The sequence below is a fragment of the Paenibacillus paeoniae genome (genome assembly GCF_003388735.1).
Taxonomy (GTDB): Bacteria; Bacillota; Bacilli; order Paenibacillales; family Paenibacillaceae; genus Pristimantibacillus; species Pristimantibacillus paeoniae.
In genome coordinates, this window is sequence record NZ_QUBQ01000001.1 from 1,722,592 (window position 1) to 1,739,597 (window position 17,006).

Annotated in this window: 14 protein-coding genes and 1 pseudogene; 9 read left to right on the forward strand and 6 right to left on the reverse strand. The window is 41.7% G+C overall.

Going from position 1 to position 17,006, the window contains the following annotated elements:
- Positions 1–429 precede the first annotated feature (429 nt).
- Entirely contained in the window at positions 430–1,953 is a 1,524-nt protein-coding gene (locus DX130_RS07800) for a methyl-accepting chemotaxis protein (protein ID WP_116044148.1), read from the forward strand.
- An 820-nt stretch (positions 1,954–2,773) separates the two neighbouring features.
- Here DX130_RS07800 and DX130_RS07805 read toward each other — a convergent pair.
- The 3 genes from DX130_RS07805 to DX130_RS07815 all read right to left on the reverse strand — a co-directional run bounded on the left by DX130_RS07805 (position 2,774) and on the right by DX130_RS07815 (position 6,409).
- Positions 2,774–3,736, reverse strand: a complete 963-nt coding sequence (locus tag DX130_RS07805; protein WP_116044150.1) for an NAD(P)-dependent alcohol dehydrogenase — start codon at positions 3,734–3,736, stop codon at positions 2,774–2,776.
- A 660-nt stretch (positions 3,737–4,396) separates the two neighbouring features.
- Positions 4,397–5,461, reverse strand: coding sequence for a flavin-containing monooxygenase (locus tag DX130_RS07810; RefSeq protein ID WP_116044152.1), 1,065 nt, complete (start codon positions 5,459–5,461; stop codon positions 4,397–4,399).
- 543 nt (positions 5,462–6,004) lie between these two features.
- Positions 6,005–6,409: a GNAT family N-acetyltransferase gene (locus DX130_RS07815; protein ID WP_116044154.1), complete on the reverse strand. Its 405-nt coding sequence runs from the start codon at positions 6,407–6,409 to the stop codon at positions 6,005–6,007.
- 491 nt (positions 6,410–6,900) lie between these two features.
- Between DX130_RS07815 and DX130_RS07820 the strand changes: the two genes are divergently transcribed.
- The 3 genes and pseudogenes from DX130_RS07820 to DX130_RS07830 form a co-directional block, all read left to right on the forward strand.
- Complete coding sequence (locus tag DX130_RS07820; RefSeq protein ID WP_116044155.1) at positions 6,901–7,848, forward strand: helix-turn-helix transcriptional regulator; 948 nt, start codon at positions 6,901–6,903, stop codon at positions 7,846–7,848.
- Positions 7,849–7,915: 67 nt separating this feature from the next.
- Complete coding sequence (locus DX130_RS07825) at positions 7,916–8,458, forward strand: DinB family protein (protein ID WP_116045821.1); 543 nt, start codon at positions 7,916–7,918, stop codon at positions 8,456–8,458.
- A gap of 38 nt (positions 8,459–8,496) precedes the next feature.
- A pseudogene (locus DX130_RS07830) lies at positions 8,497–8,787 on the forward strand (EVE domain-containing protein); the annotation flags it as partial.
- A gap of 433 nt (positions 8,788–9,220) precedes the next feature.
- Here the strand turns inward: DX130_RS07830 and DX130_RS07835 are convergent.
- Genes DX130_RS07835 through DX130_RS07845 form a run of 3 tightly spaced genes read right to left on the reverse strand, consistent with a single transcriptional unit; the run spans position 9,221 to position 10,352 of the window.
- Positions 9,221–9,673 carry a putative iron-sulfur cluster-binding metallochaperone gene (locus DX130_RS07835; RefSeq protein ID WP_116044159.1) on the reverse strand — a complete coding sequence of 151 codons (453 nt, stop codon included), beginning with the start codon at positions 9,671–9,673 and terminating at the stop codon, positions 9,221–9,223.
- Between the two features lie 25 nt (positions 9,674–9,698).
- Complete coding sequence (gene merR, locus DX130_RS07840; RefSeq protein WP_116044161.1) at positions 9,699–10,094, reverse strand: Hg(II)-responsive transcriptional regulator; 396 nt, start codon at positions 10,092–10,094, stop codon at positions 9,699–9,701.
- Positions 10,095–10,352, reverse strand: coding sequence for a hypothetical protein (locus DX130_RS07845; protein WP_133297904.1), 258 nt, complete (start codon positions 10,350–10,352; stop codon positions 10,095–10,097).
- Positions 10,353–10,444: 92 nt separating this feature from the next.
- On the opposite strand from DX130_RS07845, the gene DX130_RS26385 reads away from it, so the two are divergent.
- The 5 genes from DX130_RS26385 to ggt all read left to right on the forward strand — a co-directional run bounded on the left by DX130_RS26385 (position 10,445) and on the right by ggt (position 16,877).
- Positions 10,445–10,582: a hypothetical protein gene (locus tag DX130_RS26385; protein ID WP_165861194.1), complete on the forward strand. Its 138-nt coding sequence runs from the start codon at positions 10,445–10,447 to the stop codon at positions 10,580–10,582.
- A gap of 336 nt (positions 10,583–10,918) precedes the next feature.
- Entirely contained in the window at positions 10,919–11,596 is a 678-nt protein-coding gene (locus DX130_RS07850) for a response regulator transcription factor (protein ID WP_116045823.1), read from the forward strand.
- Positions 11,597–11,665: 69 nt separating this feature from the next.
- The gene (locus tag DX130_RS07855) at positions 11,666–13,390 is read left to right on the forward strand and encodes a DUF885 domain-containing protein (protein WP_116044165.1); all 1,725 of its coding nucleotides are present in this window, start codon (positions 11,666–11,668) and stop codon (positions 13,388–13,390) included.
- Positions 13,391–13,409: 19 nt separating this feature from the next.
- The gene (locus DX130_RS07860; RefSeq protein WP_116044167.1) at positions 13,410–14,684 is read left to right on the forward strand and encodes a sensor histidine kinase; all 1,275 of its coding nucleotides are present in this window, start codon (positions 13,410–13,412) and stop codon (positions 14,682–14,684) included.
- A gap of 474 nt (positions 14,685–15,158) precedes the next feature.
- Entirely contained in the window at positions 15,159–16,877 is a 1,719-nt protein-coding gene (gene ggt, locus DX130_RS07865; RefSeq protein ID WP_116044169.1) for a gamma-glutamyltransferase, read from the forward strand.
- Positions 16,878–17,006: the final 129 nt, after the last annotated feature.

Consider the following 17,006-nt stretch of genomic DNA (forward strand, 5'->3'; position numbering starts at 1 on the left):
ATTGCTGTATTTATAGCACTTGCATTGCTTTTTTGTTCATTCAATTGAGAGTTTCAAGAAACGATTGGAATTATCTATCTCTATTCTTTATTAGCATTGCATTAACGATGGCAAGTCAAGGTTCTCTTTTCTTTCGTTTTTATGATGATTATAGGGTTATCACCAATATCATTCATGAGCAGCTTCATCCCCGTTTGGCTAAGTGCTTTTATATCTATATATAGTTACGTGCTCGTTATGATGTTGCAATCACTTAATCAATTCTTCCTCTTTAATAAAAAGTCTTTAGAGCTTTCTTCAAAGTTAAAGCAAGTTAACTTGTCAAAGAATCAGTTTATGGCTAGCATAATTCTTGATTCTCGACTAAAGTCTGACGACAGGCTGACAACAACGTTAGCACAATAAATCAAGGACGGTGTTTTAGTAATTATGCAAATGCAAGACAAGAAAAACAGTTTGATGCTATGGCTCTCTACGGCGGCAGTTGGATTAAATATTATTATTTTTTCTATTACTAAGTTATTTAATCCCTTTCATCATATGATCTCTCATGGATCTGGTTTTGAGATGACAACAGCACTTTACTATGGTCAACTTCTACTTTTTTTGCTTCCTTTCATGACATTATGTACTGCATTTATGCTGTACATGAGGAAAAAAGGGGATGCATTAATCCCGTTATTTAATACACTAACTTTAACACTTTCGAGTTTTTCAATTATTAGTGGAAGTGGTGGGAGTGTTGAATTTCATTTTTCAATCTTCATGGTTCTGGCTGCAGCTGCCTATTATGATCGAATAAAACTGATCGTAATTATGACTGTATTATTTGCAATTCAGCATTTCGTAGGATTCATTTGGTTGCCGGAGCTTGTTTTTGGTACCACACAATACTCTTTTCTAATGGTATCTTTACATGCTGTGTTTTTATTACTAACTTCAGGTGCAACGATATGGCAGATTCACTCCAAACAAAAAATCACATCTCAACTTGAGACCGAGAAGAACGAAAGAGACGACAAGATAGCTGCTTTATTGCAAGAAGTTCATGGTTTATCAAAGCAGATTGGTCACACTACCAAAACAGTTTTACGTTCATCCAGTCTCGCTGTAAGTAGTAATAAAGAGGTACGTAATGTTAGTGAAGAAATTACAGGTGGTTTAGGTTCTCAGAATATATCGATTCAGTTCATAGAACATAAATTACGAGATATTAATCTCGCTGTTCAACATTCACTTGATTCTTCATCAAAGATGAAAGAGGGAGCGAAAATAACAGAAAAAGGTGTTCTATCGAGTCATATAACGATGGTAACAATGGGCGAATTTATTCAGATGACATCGCAGGCGATAAAGGACGTAGCAGATATGATGGTTGTTTTAAAAAATTCTTTAGGGTCAACTGAAGAAATGGTAGAGAAAATTCAAAAATTGGCCGACAGTACGAATTTGCTCGCACTTAATGCTTCTATTGAAGCGGCAAGAGCAGGGGAGCAAGGAAAAGGATTTTCAGTTGTTGCAGGTGAAGTACGCAATCTAGCCATACAAAGTCGAGAAACAGCCATTAACATTAAAGATACGTTGACTGCTATAAGGAAGGAGAGTGACATGACTTTTAGTAAAGTTGAAAGTGGACAACTGGTGGTATATCAATCAATGGCCCATTTGGACACGCTATCTAATGAATTTGAAGGGATGAAATTAACATTGGATGAACTTTTAAGATATATCGATAACATGAATGAAAGAATGGAAGGCATCGAAGAGGGGACAACTGGTGTAACGACAGAAATTTTAGAGATTTCAGCAGTGATAGAACAAGGCATAGCTTCTATGGAGCAGCTTACAGTGATTTGCGGACAGCAGATAAGTGAATCTGAGAAAGTGGATCAAGAAATTAGAGTTTTAACTGAGTTATCAAACAAACTGCAGCAACGTTTTAGTTCATACTAATGTAGAAATTGATAGTAATAGATCTAAGTTTACCTGTTATAATTCCACACAGAATATCTCCGTAACAACACACGCGAGGTCACTGCTTACGCTGCAGTAGATTCCAGAATCGTAGCGGAGATGCTCTCTATTAACAGTCAATTTCACGGAGCGATCAGCACCGCTGAAAGCAGCAAGGCAGGCATTACAGTAAAAGTAAAGTCTGTTATAATCAATTTAATCAAAAAATTCCCAACCCATTTAATGGATGGTTAATCTATTTCTAAATAAAATTACCACATATGCTTATCTATCATAAGCTTCTGTCTAGTCTAGATTTGAAGTTTTAAGTGTATTTATAGGCTGTAATAATAGGGAGGGGGTATCTATCGTTGATTCTAATTTTAATCTTGGGTTTCACGTTTATTATCTTGTATCTTAGAGAGATACATCTATCTTTAAAGAATATAGAAAAGAAAATTACTGAAAAATAACTCCTTGCAAAGTGACTTTATGATAACTTTTGATATACTAGACGGGAAATTTAGCTATCGTGTTGGGGCAATAATCATTGATTCTAATGAGATTTTAATGGAAAAAGATGAAAAAAGCCTCGTCTTAAACTTGTGAATTAAAGTATTTCTTTACTTCATATGAGGGTGCTGATTATCACGAGATTTCTTTTTTTCCCTGGAGCCGCCATTGGCGGCTTTTTCATATCTATTTTTATTAACCCTAAAAAGGCATATAGTGTATAACACGTAAACCAGGACAATTGTCTTGGTTATTTGTTTGAGTACGACTAGTATGGAGGGCACTGCGCGTTCATTCGTCCATACTCTTAGAACGTAATTACCACATTCCCTCTTTTGCGTTCCGTATCCACGTAGGCGTGCGCTTCCGGAACTTGCTCCAGCGTGTATTCGCGATCGATGTTCGCGCGGAGCTTCCCGTCGTTGTAGAGCTCGGTTATATATTGGAGGTTAGCCTTGGTCTGCATGAGGCCGGCTGTTGCGAATTTGGCTTTGCGGCCTCTCGACAAGAAGGAGAGGAGGACCGCGAACAAAATCGACAGGGACGGTACGGTGGAGAGGTAGATGCCGTTGCCGGAGAGCAATCCCTTACATTCACGGTATGTCCGCTTCCCGACCGCGTCGAAGATCACGTCGTACGTGTTGTCATGTCGTGCAAAATCTTCCTTGGTGTAATCGATGACGGCATCGGCACCGTTCGCTAGCAGCAGCTCGGCGTTCGCTCCGCTGCATACGCCGATTACTTCGGCACCGAACGCTTTCGCGAGCTGTACGGCCGCCAGTCCGACGGCACCAGAGGCGCCATTGACCAGCACCTTCTGGCCAGATTTCAGCCTGGCTTTGTCGCGAAGGAAGGTCAGCGCCGTGGGGGTACCGTCACAGATCGCGGCGGCTTCCGCGAACGTCATGCCGTCTGGCATGACCGCAAGCGGCTTGGATTCCGGCAGACATTTGTATTCGGCATGGGCGCCGGAAGTAGCCGCGCTAATGCCGAATACGCGATCCCCGTCGCGAAACTGCTTAACGTGGCTGCCGACAGCGTCGACTACTCCTGCAAGCTCCGTGCCCAGGATGGGCTGCCTGGGTTTCTTCAGACCATAGATGAGCCTCACGATGAGGGGGTCTCCCTTGCGAAAGGCACAATGCGCCGGCCCCACGGTAGTCGCCGCTAAACGAATGCGAACTTCGTCATTCCCGGGCTCCGGCATCTCGACATCTTCCAGCCGCAGGACGTTCGGAGAGCCGTATTGTGTGCAAATGATTGCTTTCATTCTTATTCCTCCTTGAAATAAAAAACTTCCTCAAGCAGACCGCCGAAAGTACGTGTAACGATAGCTCCAGTGACGCCGAATAATTGCCCTTCTCGATGGTGACGATGATTTGCTGTGTAATGAGTAAAGTTTGATATACACAATGTAAAATACACCATACATTAAGTCAAGTGTAATTTACCTAAATTGAAACACGGTAGAACGACTGAGAGGGTATAGTTGCTAAACTTGACTTTGTCGAGCAAAATCAGGACTCAACATTAATTAGTTAAATGTTTCGCTGTTTCTAGGAAAAGGCGTTGAGATTGTGGTATGGAGGTGAAAAATTGGTAGTTGAAACACATGATAAAGGGAGATATCAGGTGGTCGTGTGAGATGTGGGGAAACTGCAAGAGAAGAAATTTTACAAGAAATTTTAACTGTCATAGAGCAACTAGATCCCCATAACTTCGTTCGTTCATCCATTGGCGTTTCGGTTGTATTCATTATGAAAGCAACCTAGATGGGCGATGGGTCTCCAAAAGAGCTTGATCTGCGCCTTAATATTAGACTTAAAAAGCACTCAGTAATAATGAGTGCTTTTTGGCAGTTTCAGTAATTAGCCAAAGTCATGGCAATAGGTATGAATGATGTATCTGAACTTCATAGTCTTTATCTGGATTAACGTTTCGATGAAGATAAGGATCGGAGAGTTGCTGCTGCCACATATTGCGCATCTTCACCAACACCGCCAAGCAGGGCGGAAGACCTGCGCGACTGCCATGGCATGCCAACCACATATAAGCCGCTTACAGGTGTTATTCCGCGTTCATGAATAATAGTACCTGAATGATCAAGCAAGCCAGGAATATGCAGCCAACTGTAGTCGGGTCTAAAACCTGTACACCAGATAATATTGGAGTATTGTTGCATGGTGCCATCAGCAAATAGGATATGCTCATCCTCTGCATCGATTACTTTAGGCATGAGAGTAATAGCAGACGATTTGACGCGTTGATTAAATTCCATTCCAAAGATGGGATCAGGTCTCGATTTGATTTTTCTGCCGATTGTTGATTGAGGTTTGGCTTTTAACAATCCTAGCCTATCCAACCAATAAAATATGTTTTTCCCGAGAATACGCGACGGAAGAGAGAGTGGCTTATGCCCAACGGATATTGAGACTTTTGCCATATTAGAAAGCTCGACTGCGATCTGTGTCCCTGAATTTCCTGCTCCAACGACTAATGATTCCCCATGTATTAGCTGTGTCGGATTCTTGTACCGTGAGGAATGTATCTGATTTATACTAGAGGCCATTTTATTGCTGAAATCGGGAACCCATGGTTTCTGGAAAGGGCCAGTAGCGATAATGACACTACGAGTAAGAATAATGCCCTTATCGGTCATCACTTTGAACTTATCTTTATATTTTGTAATTGATGTTGCCTTTGTATTTAAACGAATGGGTAGTTCGAATACAGCAGCGTATTCAAGTAAATAGTCTGCTGCTTCATCTTTCGTGGGAAGCTGAGCTTCATGACCTGGGAAGTTCATGCCTGGAAGGTTGCTGTAACCTTTTGGTGTGAATAAAACTAAAGAATCGTATCGAGTGCGCCAAGATTCGCCGATAGCAGAACTTTGATCGATCATGAGAAAATCAACGTTACTTCTCTTTAAATAGTAGCCGGTTGATAAGCCAGCTTGGCCGCTTCCAATGACCAGTATATCTGTAGAAAATGTCACAATCAGATCCTCCCAGCAAAAATATGCACTCCCAATTCATATGAGGGAGAGCAGAAGTAAGAACAGCATATCATATAATTAGATAAATGAATACATGTTCATATGATTGTTATTTGGAAACTTGTACAGATTAAGCACATTTTCGGATGAGTGGGCCTCATGAATCAAAAGAAGCACTAGAATGTACTGAGAATAGTAATGAGCCTTAGCAAAGGCCATACAATTAATACATCAAATGCAATTGGTACAGAGGATGAAGTATGAAAAATTATTTTATTCAATCAAAGAGAAGTCAATAAATTGTGTAACATAAATAAATCATAGGTATTTCAAGGGATGAATCTATGACGATGCTACTCTTTTTATTGTTTATACCGAGATAATAAGATGGATTCGATATAGCCTCAAAAATACTGGAAAAGTAGTTGGATAAACGCTTTCCAATACGTGGAGCTCTTTATTTTTATCGTAACGAAAAAGGTAGTGACAGCGACGGCGATCTGATTCCTTGATGCATTGAACTAACGTGTCCCGTTAGTTCAATCATATCAACTCTGAGATAAACATTGGCGTAGCTCCATCCTCTTTATTAAAGCCAAATTTATTATAGAAACCCACTGCATGAGGATAAGAAATTAATACTTTTGTTTTACACCTTTTATATCTATCAAGCATGATATTCATCATTTCCTTACCTATACCTATACTCTGATAACTGGGGTTAATAAGCATATAATGAAAATATACTGTTAGAACACCATCCGACAAAGCATTTATTAAACCGACAAGCTTTCCTCCTTCCCAAGCGCTAACAATTGAATGAGACCCTCCGATTGCTTGTAAAAGCTCATTTGGATACTTACCAGACTCCCATTCTACTGAAAGAAATAACTCTTGGAGTGCATCCTTAGTAATATCCTCTTTACTTGAAGCGTAATAAATACTCACCCCAATACCTTCCTTTCATAAAACTAACTACGGCACAGCATCTATTTTAAACTCCCATATTTCGATAGTTTTGCAATCCTTAAGAAGCCATAAAATGATACCGACAAAGCAATTTCCAATTTCTAGAAGTGAATAATCACTTTATTTACCTCAATATACTATTAAAAATATGTATAGAAAATGGATTAACTGAATTGGAGTTTATATTTATTCACATCGCTTTCTGCGTATTTCTACTTTCATTAATTGTTTACGCTCGTTTCTTAACCTCTCTACGCCTCCCGTTATAGACTACGTCCTCCACAAATAGAATTATTTAATCTTTACATTTTATAACGATGCCTCATTAAGCTAACGGACAGAATACCCTAGTGATATACTTTTAGTGCAGATGCTTGTATTGTTATATGATGACCTCTCTTTTTTTTTCTAAAAAAGCCTGATCATAACAGCTCTGATATATACAATCTTTTCGGAAAAGGGTGCAGTGCATGAACAAAACGGATCGTTTGTTAGCCATAGTGCTTGAGCTGCAGCGTAACGAAGTGTTACGAGCCGAGGATTTGGCCGCTATATTTGAAACAAGCGTGAGGACTATCTATAGGGATATCCAGGCCTTGAGTGAAGCTGGCGTATCCGTGATAGGAGCGCCAGGGCAGGGATACTCCTTAATGGAGGGGTATTTCCTGCCGCCAGTCAGTTTCACGGTGGAAGAAGCAGTGACGTTACTCATCGGGACAGATTTTATCGAGCATTGGTTTGATGCTCACTATGGCAGTAAGTCTCGATCTTCCAGAGGGAAGATTGAAGCCATCCTACCGGAACCGATCCGCAGTGAGGCATCCTGGATTCGCAAGAGCTTTCGTTTGCTTACCTCCGTTGAAGATATAGCACGAATACAAGAGAAGGCATATTTGGAAGCGATTCGTCGAGCGATACTGGAGGAAAGAAAAATAAGTTTTTGCTATTCCAAAAGAATTGCCGAAGCTGATGGAGACCGCCAAAGTGTTCGTACGGTTGCTCCTTATGGACTTGTGCTTCATCAAGGGTCATGGGTACTCATTGCATGGTGTGAATTGCGTCAAGATATCCGTCATTTCCGGTTGTCCCGTATGGCGGAGCTTATCGAGCTGGAAGATAAATTTATATTGCCAGTAGATTTTCTTTTAGATGTATATCAGCCTCCTGACGATCGCGACGTCCGTGTGCGCATCTGGGTCCAACCTGACATTGCTGATAAGGTAAGGGAATCGAACAACTTCTATATAGAAACCATAGAGGAGCAAGCGGAAGGTTTGCTGGTGACCTTTCGCGTTCGGCAGCCTGAGGAATTGCTGCACTGGGTGCTCGGCTGGGGAGGCGGAGTGGTTGTGCTGGAACCAGAATCCTTCCGACATCGGGTTAGAAACGAACTGGAAAAAACGTTAAAACGCTACTGACATAATGGTGTCAGTAGCGTTTTTGTATACTTAGAAAAAAGATGATTAGAGGCGATGATAAGTGATGATTACAACAAAGTTAGCATTACAACGATTTGAGGAAACAGCGACACATTATATTCATGAACTGAATCAATTCAGTCTGGAACAGCTGAGGCAAAAGCAAAGTGACAACGAGTGGTCAATCGGACAGATGCTTCAACATCTCATTAGCTCGGCGCTTTATATGCAGCTTCGTAATGTGGATCAATGCCTGGTGCCAAGCGAAGATCCCATGGTACCTCGAACGGAAAAAACCGAGGTTGGTGTGGCTATATTTTCTCAAGGAAGCTTCCCGCCCATTCGTATCCATGTTCCGCCTTCCCCACAATATACTCCGGAGCAGCCGGAAAGCAAAGAGCAGCTAATTCAAGGCTTTTACACCGTCATCCAGAGAATGAAGGACATTGAACCTACCCTTGAAAAAGTGCCCAAACAAAATATAGTGTTCCATCCGAGTTTAGGTGGATTGTGTGCGGAGGAATGGTTTCTGCTTGTTGAAATGCACTACCGTCATCATCTTCTGCAACTGAACCGGTTAAAACAAGGGTTGATTCGAGAAGCGACATAAATATCTAATAAAAAAGGAAGGGATTTTGAGGTATGCAAATGGATGAAATAAGCCAACAAAGCCTGTTCTGGATTGGTGTCGTGTCCGCATCCCATGCGAAGTGTGGAGAGTTAGGGGGATTCGCTCAGCTCTGTCACGGCAAGTCAGCACCTTTACGAAAGATGCGAGCAGGCGATTGGTTGATCTACTATTCCCCACGAACAGAAATGAGGAAAGGGAAACCACTCCAAGCGTTCACTGTTATCGGGGAAGTGGATGATGATAAAGTCTATGAATATCGGATGTCAGCATCATTTGTGCCTTTACGCAGAAATATACGCGACAGTCCAGGACTTTATTTTTTCATCCTTGGCTGTCGCTGTTTCATTTTCTGAGATCAGTCAAAAACTTTTTTTATGAAATATGACGTAACTACAGTCGAGAATCCGTGTGGAATAAAGATACCCAGACTAAAGAAAAGGTAGGAACCCTCTCAAAGGTTGTTGGAGGTATTTGTACTACCGACTTCGTTTGCCCTACAAAGTAAGCTCACTTGTGTAGGCTGTGCAGCGAAGGCACCTCGTGTGGAATTCAAACAAGAGATTTCTAAGATGGACAGAAGAAAGTGAAGTCATGTTTATGGAAAAAGTAATGCTTCTTGAAGCCCAAAAATTGAGATTTTTAAAAAATAGGGCGAAAAACGAATTGCATCGCCACCAAGTTTCACATGGCTACATTCAGTCTGGATGCTCTCCACATTCAGGGACTTTCGCTGATAGAAGACTAGATCTCAACAAGGGTTCGAATGAATGTAGTGACATTTCCTAAACAACAGGCTCCTTGTGGATTATTGATCTCACACCCACAACGATTAGCTTGAACTTGTTGTTGTATTTGTTCAATTGGATGATGATATTGCTGAACTGCTTTTGCCAAGCGTTCTCTTGTCCATCCAAAGCAGTAGCAAACAGGTACATCAAAAGCATTGTCTTTTTGATATACCGAAACTTTGAGTGTGTCTTTTCTCAACGTCTGCTTATCACTAAAATAGACGACTTCACAAGATGAGTTCGCGCAAAAAGCATAAGTCAAATCAGGGTGAATGGTTTCTAGCGCTGTAGGTTGAAGCAATGCTTTAATGGTAATCAATTGAATTTTTCTACCCTTTTTGTGACAAACAGGGCATTGAAGTGGTGTTGTTAGCTTTTCAGTGGATGTTTGGCAACAGCTATCCATATTGGAACACTCCTTAGGTAGTCTTTTAATTCATCACCGTTTTAACAATGGGGCATTCGTAAATATCTTTGTTTTCGGGACATCTTTCTTTAAGATCCACCAGCATTTGTTCAATTCGTTGGAGTTCTTCAATTTTACGTTGGATGTCCTCAATCTTTCGAACAGCAAAATCATAGATATCCCGGCATTTTACTTCATCTCGATCAACAACACCTAACAATTTGTCGATTTCATTTAATGCGAATCCTAATTCCTGCATGCGTTTAATAAAGCTTATACGGTCAGCTGTTTGTTCTGAATAAATACGGTAGCCTGAATCCGTACGTGAAGGGGCTGCAAGTAATCCGATTCGTTCATAATACCGAATCGTTTCTTTGTTAACGTTACACTTCTCAGCAAGTTCTCCAATACGAAACTGCATTTACTTCACCTCACATGTAGTATAAACCCTGTACTCAAGTACTGGGTCAATAGATATTCTCCTTTGGGCTTTCCGTTCAGTTCCATCAATAACACTGGCTAGACTAAGTTTAAGCAATGTTCCGAGAAAAGCGATTTTTTCCAGAGTGATTACGGTCTCCCCAGATGCTGCACAACCCACAGATTCTTCTCGTAAATCGACTACAACCACAACGCCATCCATCTCCACCATAACTTTAACATCATCAGCTTCACCCATATAGATCATGCCAGTCACTAAATCATGGTAAATAACTAGTGCCCTATCCGTTGATGATATATGTTAAAAGTTGAGTCAAGAAGAAGGCAATTGTGAATAAAATTTTAGTTCACGATGACCCGCATTTTCGAAGTCTTGTGAAGGTTGTTTTGGGGAAAGAGGGATTCGCGGTATATGAAGCCAACGACGGTCTTGACGCGCTCTTAACAGTAGACGATGATCTCCTCTGAACGAATTAGGCAGTCGATGATGAACAGGCTGCTCGCAGATAGACAGGAGGCGGCTGCGGATCATATTGTCCAGTGTTTGTTCCCCGAGGCAAGCCCCGTAAGTAGGAGTGTAATATGATTAGCGGAAGCACTCTCAAGCTTTCTACCTTGACGCTGTTTACGGTGCTATTTAGTGCAGAGTTTGTCCGAAGCGCTTTTTTATTTTCGTTCCTGCTTCAATTAAAAGAAAGTGAGGCACTTTCGGTGCCTCTTCTTAATATTCATAGCAGCAGCGAACTCACAAACCTATTAAAATATGGTATACTATACCATATATATTCATTCATGGAGGAACTTATGAAACTGTTGATTGTAGAGGACGATATTGGGATATCGTATACAGTTGCAAGAGTTATGCAGGATGAAGGGCACAAGGTTACGGAGTGTTATAGCGGAGATGAGGGCTTACATCACGCATTGTACGGCGAGTTCGATTTAATTATTTTGGATATTATGCTGCCTAAGGTTGATGGTTTTACGTTTATCCAAGAGCTGAGAAAGCAAAATGTGGATACCCCGATTCTGTGCCTGACGGCCAAAGACGCATTGAACGACCGAATAAAGGGGTTAACAATCGGAGCGGATGATTATATGGTGAAGCCTTTCGAGATTCCGGAGCTGATCGTCAGAGCTAAAGTGCTGCTGCGCCGTTATGGCAAGGTTAATCTAGAGGAGCAGATTAGCTACGGCCCGATTGCTATTCAAGTCAGAAATCGACTGATAACGGTTACAGGAGAAGAGCTGACTTTAACAGAAAAGGAATATGAGCTGCTTGAATACCTGCTCATGAATAAAGAACAGATCGTGACGAAGGAGCAAATCTATAACCGGATTTGGGGACTCGATTCGGAAGCGGGAATTGGCATTGTTGAGCTTTATGTCCATTATCTTCGGAAGAAACTGTCTTCATGGCATGCCGATCAATTTATCCAAACTGTAAGAGGTTTGGGCTACATACTCCGAATAAACGAGTAGCTGTTCAAAGGGAAATCAAAGGTTCATCGTATATATTCTTCTTATACGCTATATAGGGGAGTTGAATGCATGAACTTTGTAAGACAGATGTTTAAGAATACCAGATTGACTATTCTATTGACAGCAGGATTACTTGTTTTGCTGATTGCAGGCGGGTCGTTTTGGTGGGCTGATCAACAGCAGTCCAAGAACTTCGGCATCATGATGGAAAAGATAGTGATTGCCAGCCTGAATGAGGACCCTGAGTTACAGCTTTATTTTGGTGTTGAAGACGTGAATGGTCTCGAGTGGGATCCCACTAAGCTTTCCGTCTACTCAGATGATTATTACCAACAAAGAAACGATGATACTGAACAGTTTTTAGAAGAATTGAATACATATAACGCTGCCAAAATGTCCTCGGAAGACAAGCTTACCTATGATATCGTCAAATGGCAACTAATCACATCACAACAATTGAACCAAAACTCGGATTTGGACACAGGCGGATATCTTTCCCTAATCAATTTCTCGCCGGTTTTCGCTAACAATTATCCGATTCGTAACCAAAGGGATGCAGAAAATTATATTGTTGCGCTGAATGGGTTTACGGACAAGGTCGCACATATCATAGACAGAATTCAGGACAAACAAGAGAAGGGGTTCATCCCCACTTCTGAATTTTTGAGGGAAATACGCACTAGTTATGGAGAGTTAAGGAACACGAAACCGGAGGAATCGGTTTTGTACACTTCATATGTAGAGAAATTATCGGAGATAAAGATTCAGCCATCCAAAGAACAGGAGCTGAAAAAGGAGCTTCTACAGACTTTAAGCGATCATGTACTGCCTTCTTACGGCAAAGTTGCCGATTTGATCGAAAGTGTTTTTCAGAATCAAGCATCCCTGAGTCAGGGGCTTTGGAGTCAGCCGGGTGGCGACGAATATTATTCTGCCCAACTTAGATTTTACACGAGCACGGACTTCAGTCCTCTGGAAATGAACGAAATCGCTAAACGAAGAGCAGAAGAGAGTGTAAAGGAGCAAAGAGGCCCTGTCTCGTGGAACACAGTAAAAGGAGATGAATTACTGCAAACCGTTAACGACAGTATCTCGGAAGTAAAGTCCAAATTGTCCGATTGGTTTGAAGAAGCGCTTATTCCGGGCAATCCAGTGGATGTACAGTTATATCCGGCTCCGCTATCTACTGTAGGCGCGTTTTATATGCGCCCATCTCTTAATGGCGATAGGAATGGAAGATTTTTTTTCCCTCCCGACAGTCGGTTTTTCGAAGATTCTGCCAAAATGTTTGCGATGCATGAAGGCGTCCCAGGACACCATTTTCAATATTCCATTCAATACAACCAACCAGAAATTCCTATAGTTCGGAAAATAGCTAGTTTACCCGGATTCACAGAAGGATGGGCTACCTATGTGGAAACTTTAGGCGTAGAGATGGGCTTGCTTAATCAGGCGACGGTTCAAGAACATCTGCTATATTTTCACGTTGGAACCGTTATTGACACGGGCATTAATGGACTGAGATGGACAAGAGAACAAGCTAATGAGTACCTGGTAAGCATGACTGGAAAGAAATCTGATGCCTTTATTGACAGCGTCATTGCTTTTCCGGGACAAACAACGAGCTATTCCATCGGATATGATCAATTTCAATCTCTTCGAGAGAAAGCGGAAAGCGAGCTTGGGGATCGTTTCGACATTAAAACTTTTCATTCCGTTCTTCTTCGAAACGGTAGTATGCCATTTCCGATATTGGAGCAGCAAGTGAATCAATATATCAAGTCCGCTAAATAAAAGGAGTATAGACCTCGATATGATTAAACGCACGCTAGTACGAATGACGATATGGAACAGTACGGTCGTGTTTTGCTTGCTCATCATACTGGGGGGAGCGTTATACGGGATGGCGCATTATCGGATCTATTCCGACATTGACCGTCATATGGTGTTTAATATTGACAACTTGTATCAATTTACCCTACCCAACGGGGAACATGTCCTTAACGTTAACTGGAATGAGCCAGAACGATTTATGATGCTATTTTATTGGAATTCCAACGATACCTTGCTTCAAAGCATATATTATAAATGGCCATATGACAAATTAGCTTCAAAGATTCGGGAAAAACAAGACCGCATGGAACCGGAGTCGATACGTGTGGGTGAGAGAACCTTTCGATTCGTGAGCAGACCCTATCAAGGAAATTTGCCAATGCTCGAGAAGCTGTCTTACACGGCGCCTTTGAAAACCATTCAAGCTTTTACGGAAATTTCTGCAGAGATCCACTATTTGAAACTGTTATTAAGGAGTATTAGTACCGGAATTGGTATCGGCGCGTTATTATCTGTCATCGCAGGTTACGCATTGGCTAGACGGGCGCTCATTCCGATTCAGAAGGCTTGGGACAAGCAGCAGCAATTCGTTGCAGATGCCTCTCACGAGTTGAGGAGCCCGCTTTCGGTCGTCCGGGGGCAAACACAAATATTGTTACGCCATCCCGCTCATACGATCGAGGAAGAAAGCGCTCCAATTTCAGCCATTCTGAAAGAAACCAAAAGAATGAGAAACATGGTAGACGGACTGCTGCTTCTAGCAAGAGGCGATTCACATGAGGAAGTCATCTTATGCAAACCTGTGCGAATTGATGGAATCATGAAAGAGATTGCAAAAAAAATGGAGCCGATAATGGAGTACAAGCAGCTGCGGTTACAGCTTCATGTCGAAGGCTCGGAATTGTTCATAAATGGTGATGAGGATCGTCTCATACAGTTGTTCATGATTTTGCTCGACAATGCCATTAAATTTACACAGGCGGATGGGCAAATTGATTTTGGGTGTCTCAGGCAGGGGAAATCCGTTCTCGTAACCGTCAAGGATAACGGAGTGGGTATTTCGGAACATGATTTACCACTCGTATTTAATCGCTTCTACAAGGGAGATTCCTCTAGAAATAGAGGGCATCATGGAGCGGGTCTAGGGCTATCGATCGCGCATTGGATCGTCGATCAACATCAAGGTTCTGTCCACATTAGCAGTGTGGCAGGGGGCGGAACGACTGTTACGATTCGTTTTCCGGCGATTAGTTAATGAATAGAGTGAATAGGATACCGCGGCAGCCGATCAGAGGATCGGCTGCCGTTTTCTTTGCATTATACTTATTTTCATTATCCGAAATTTGTATTAAATATTTTCGCATTTTCTTATAGGAATATAGTACCAAGTTATTTGAACGCGAGAAACTATCTTTAAAGTAAGGGTTGGAAATTATATAAAATAATAAATTTTCATTATATATATAAAAAGTGGATACTCAAAACCGATATAGTAATAGTGACAATAATAGACATCTAAATTGATTTCTGAATCGATAGTCTCAAATAAATGATCCATTCGCAGGCTTTCTAATCATGATATGAAATGTTAGATAGGCTATTATTGCTACTTATATGATCATATGATCATAAATTTACTGATAAGATGGTCCCATTGAAGGGGGTGGTTAAGAGGGACTGGTTAGTTCTACAAAGCAATTACATCATGATATTTTTAAGGAGGAGAACTATGCGTACTCAAATGAAAAAATGGTCCGTTTTGTTGTTAACAATAATCATGAGCTTTTCACTTTATGGGGCATCTGCTGGTGCAGCTAATCGACCTACGACGATGGCGCCGAACGGTATTGTTACAACTCCCCATTATTTAGCTTCCGCTGCAGCGCTCGAAGTGCTTCAAAATGGTGGCAATGCGGTTGATGCAGCAATTGCTGCACAGGCGACACTCGCAGTCGTATATCCGCAATACACAGGTATAGGCGGGGATGCATTCTGGCTTATCTACAACGCGAAGACGAAAGAGATTAAAGCGTTGAATGCAAGTGGACGTTCCGGAGAACAGACAACCATTGATTTTTATAAAAATAAGGGCTTTGATAAAATTCCTTCCCGCGGTTACTTGGCAGCTAACACAGTTCCAGGGACCGTATCAGGTTGGGGCGAAGCTTACGATTATGCTGAAAAAACGATGAAATCGTCCATGGACTGGTATGATTTGTTGAAACGCGCCATCCATTATGCGGAGAAAGGCTACCCTGTCACTCCTAACCAGGAAAGATGGACAAACACGGCTATCGATCCAACGGATCAAGAGTTAAAAGATTTGGGACGGTTTGAAACGTTCCGTAAAGTTTTCTTGAAGCAGGATGGCACTCCTTTCAAAACAGGCGAAATGATGAAGCAAAAAGATTTGGCAAAGACGTTGAAACGTATTGCCATTAACGGCGCTAGTGAATTTTACGAAGGTGAAACAGGTAAAAAGATTGCTGCTGACATTCAAGCTAACGGCGGCTCCTTGACTCATAAAGATTTCATTAATCACAAAGCGGATTGGGTTAAACCCATCTCTGTCGATTATCGTGGTTACCAAGCTTACAACGTTCCACCGAATTCACAAGGTATGGCTTCCCTGTCTATCTTGAATATTTTGAACAACTTTGACTTGAAGAAAATGGGCGAGGGTACAGCTGACTACTACCACGTTATGGTTGAAGCTACGAAGCAAGCATTTGCTGATCGTGACAAATGGCTGACTGATCCAGACTTCGTTAAAATTCCTGTTGATGAGTTGTTGTCAAAAGAGCACGGCAAAAAGTTGGCGGCACGCATTGATATGAAAAAAGCTGCAACAAACGTAAAACCGCTTGACCCTAAAGGTGACACCGTATGGCTCGGAATCGTTGATAAAGATGGCAACGCAGTATCCGTTATTCAAAGTCATTACTTTGACTGGGGTGCAGGTGTAGTTGCGAAAGACACAGGCGTTCTATTGCAAAACCGAGGCAGCTTCTTCTCCTTGGATAAAACGAACATTAACCACTTGGAGCCTAAGAAGCGTACATTCCATACGCTTAATCCTGCAATGTTGATGAAAGATGGCAAGCCGTATATGTTATATGGCACACAAGGCGGCGAGGGACAACCTCAGACACAAGCAGCGTTGGTTACACGTTTTGTTGACTTTGGCATGACTGTTCAAGATGCAATTGAAGCTCCAAGATGGCTGCATGGCCGTAACTGGGGAGAGACAGCCAATGGACTAAGAATGGAAGGCCGTATTCCTCAATCCGTTATGGATGAATTGATTCGTCGCGGCCATCCTGTGCAAAAGATTGACGACTACACAGACCAAGTTGGTCAATCCGGTATGGTTGTGATCGATCCAGTCACAAAAGTTAAGTTTGCTGGCGCTGACCCGCGTGGTGAAGGTGCGGCTTTAGGCTATTAATCATTTTGAGGCATAATTAATTCAAAATAGGTATGAAGAGGTTGTCAAGAAAGGCAGTTAGGGTAGATTGCCTTGACGACCTCTTCACCATGCTCAAATTCGTCTGAGGCGACAAGGAAATATGGCATT

What these genes read in the sequence shown, in the direction of transcription:
- DX130_RS07800 (WP_116044148.1), top strand. Translation starts at nt 430, where the DNA reads ATGCAAATGCAAGACAAGAAAAACAGTTTGATGCTATGGCTCTCTACG.
- DX130_RS07805 (WP_116044150.1), bottom strand. Translation starts at nt 3,736, where the DNA reads ATGAAAGCAATCATTTGCACACAATACGGCTCTCCGAACGTCCTGCGG.
- DX130_RS07820 (WP_116044155.1), top strand. Translation starts at nt 6,901, where the DNA reads ATGAACAAAACGGATCGTTTGTTAGCCATAGTGCTTGAGCTGCAGCGT.
- DX130_RS07835 (WP_116044159.1), bottom strand. Translation starts at nt 9,673, where the DNA reads ATGGATAGCTGTTGCCAAACATCCACTGAAAAGCTAACAACACCACTT.
- merR (WP_116044161.1), bottom strand. Translation starts at nt 10,094, where the DNA reads ATGCAGTTTCGTATTGGAGAACTTGCTGAGAAGTGTAACGTTAACAAA.
- DX130_RS07845 (WP_133297904.1), bottom strand. Translation starts at nt 10,352, where the DNA reads ATGGGTGAAGCTGATGATGTTAAAGTTATGGTGGAGATGGATGGCGTT.
- DX130_RS07850 (WP_116045823.1), top strand. Translation starts at nt 10,919, where the DNA reads ATGAAACTGTTGATTGTAGAGGACGATATTGGGATATCGTATACAGTT.
- DX130_RS07855 (WP_116044165.1), top strand. Translation starts at nt 11,666, where the DNA reads ATGAACTTTGTAAGACAGATGTTTAAGAATACCAGATTGACTATTCTA.
- DX130_RS07860 (WP_116044167.1), top strand. Translation starts at nt 13,410, where the DNA reads ATGATTAAACGCACGCTAGTACGAATGACGATATGGAACAGTACGGTC.
- ggt (WP_116044169.1), top strand. Translation starts at nt 15,159, where the DNA reads ATGCGTACTCAAATGAAAAAATGGTCCGTTTTGTTGTTAACAATAATC.